This is a genomic window from Frankia sp. AgKG'84/4 (assembly GCF_023242965.2).
Lineage (GTDB): Bacteria > Actinomycetota > Actinomycetes > Frankiales > Frankiaceae > Frankia.
Window position 1 is genome coordinate 1 of record NZ_JALKFU020001029.1, and the last position, 1,739, is coordinate 1,739.

General features: G+C 75.4%; 1 protein-coding gene and 1 pseudogene. Both read right to left on the reverse strand.

Annotation, left to right across the window (positions count from 1 at the left end):
- Positions 1–76: 76 nt before the first annotated feature.
- A pseudogene (locus tag MXD58_RS27000) lies at positions 77–904 on the reverse strand (ABC transporter ATP-binding protein); the annotation flags it as partial.
- Positions 901–1,734: an ABC transporter permease gene (locus MXD58_RS27005; protein ID WP_250610677.1), complete on the reverse strand. Its 834-nt coding sequence runs from the start codon at positions 1,732–1,734 to the stop codon at positions 901–903. The gene MXD58_RS27005 and the pseudogene MXD58_RS27000, both read right to left, overlap by 4 nt.
- Positions 1,735–1,739: the final 5 nt, after the last annotated feature.

The following is a 1,739-nucleotide window of genomic DNA, read 5'->3' on the forward strand; positions in this document are numbered from 1 at the left end:
TCTCGGAGCGACACACCCGCACCCCGGACGATCAACCAGCCGCTCCCGATCTACACCACGCAGTGGGACTCACCCCGGGAACGGCGGCGAGCAGGGCCTGGGTGTAGGGATGGCGCGGCTCAGTGAGGACTGTGCGGGCCGGTCCCTGCTCCACGACCAGACCGGCGTACATCACGATGATGCGGTCGGCCTGGCCGGCGACGACCGCGAGATCGTGGCTGATCAGCAGGACCGACATGCCGTCGGCGGCCAGTTCGCGCAGCAGCCCGAGCACCTGGGCCTGCACGGTGACGTCGAGGGCGGTGGTCGGCTCGTCGGCGATCAGCAGCTCCGGGCCGGCGGCGAGCGCGGAGGCGATCAGCGCGCGCTGGCGCAGGCCGCCGGAGAGCTGGTGGGGGTACTGCTCGGCGCGCTGCTCCGGCTCGGGCACGCCGACGTCGGTGAGCAGGCGCACGACCCGGTCGTAGAGCTCGGCGCGGGGTACGACCCGGTGGGTGCGCAGCGGCTCGGCGATCTCCGCCCCGGCCGTGCGCAGCGGGTCCAGGGAGACCAGCGCGTCCTGCAGGACCAGCCCGACCTGACGGCCGCGCAGGCGCCGCCACGCCGGCTCCCGCATTCCGAGCAGGTCCTGCCCGTCGAAGCTCAGCCGGCGGGCGCTGACCCTCGCGTGCTCGCCGGCCAGGCCGACGAGGGTCCGCGCGGTGACGCTCTTGCCCGATCCGGACTCCCCGACGATGGCCAGGCACTCCCCGCGCGCGAGGGTGAACGAGACCTCGCGCACGGCGCGCACCTGCCGGCCGCGGCCGCTGAAGGTCACGCTGAGCCCGTCCACGACCAGCGCCGGGCCGCCCGGCGAGGCCACGGGCGGCGCCGTCGGGACGCTCACCTGAGCGAGGTCGGTCATGTCGCGGTTCTCCTCGTGTAGCGGGCCTGGGCGGCGCGCCCGACGACGTTCACCGCGATGACCGTCGCCGTGATCGCCGCGCCCGGGAACACCCCGGCCCACCAGGCGGTGGACAGGTAGTTGCGGCCCTCGGCCAGCATCAGGCCCCACTCCGGGTTGGGCGGCTCCGTGCCGAAACCGAGGAAGCTCAGGCCCGACACGGCGATCAGCGTCGTGCCGAAGCCGAGGGTGGCCACCACCAGCAGGGGGCCCAGCGTGTTCGGCAGGATGTGGCGCGCGACGAGCAGCGGGCGGCGCAGGCCCAGGCCGACGGCCGCCTCCACGTAGCCGGATCGCCGCACCACCAGGGCCTCCGAGCGCACCACCCGCGCGTAGCCGGGCACGTTGGAGATCGCGACGGCCAGGGTCAGGTTCAGCGCGCCGTTGCCGAGCACGGTCATCGCGAGCAGGGCGAGCAGCAGCGGTGGCAGCGCCAGCAGCACGTCGGCGAGCCGCATCAGCACCGTGTCCACGATCCGGCCGCCGAGTGCCGCCGCCAGTCCCAGCAGCGCGCCCCCGGCGACGCCGAGCGCCGCGGCGCCCAACCCGATCGACAGCGACCGTCCGGCGCCGTGCGCCACCCGGGTGAACACGTCCCGGCCGAGCTGGTCGGTACCGAACCAGTGGGCCCCGCTCGGCCCGCGCAGGGCGTCCACCGCCGCCGTGTTGGTGGGTGAGCGCCCGGAGAACACCGCGGGCGCGACGGCGGCGAGGACGACGAGCAGCAGAACTCCGACGGCGAGCGCGAGGCCGACCCGCGGCGGGCGGCGCGTGCGGGCCGCGGTCCGCACCCGGG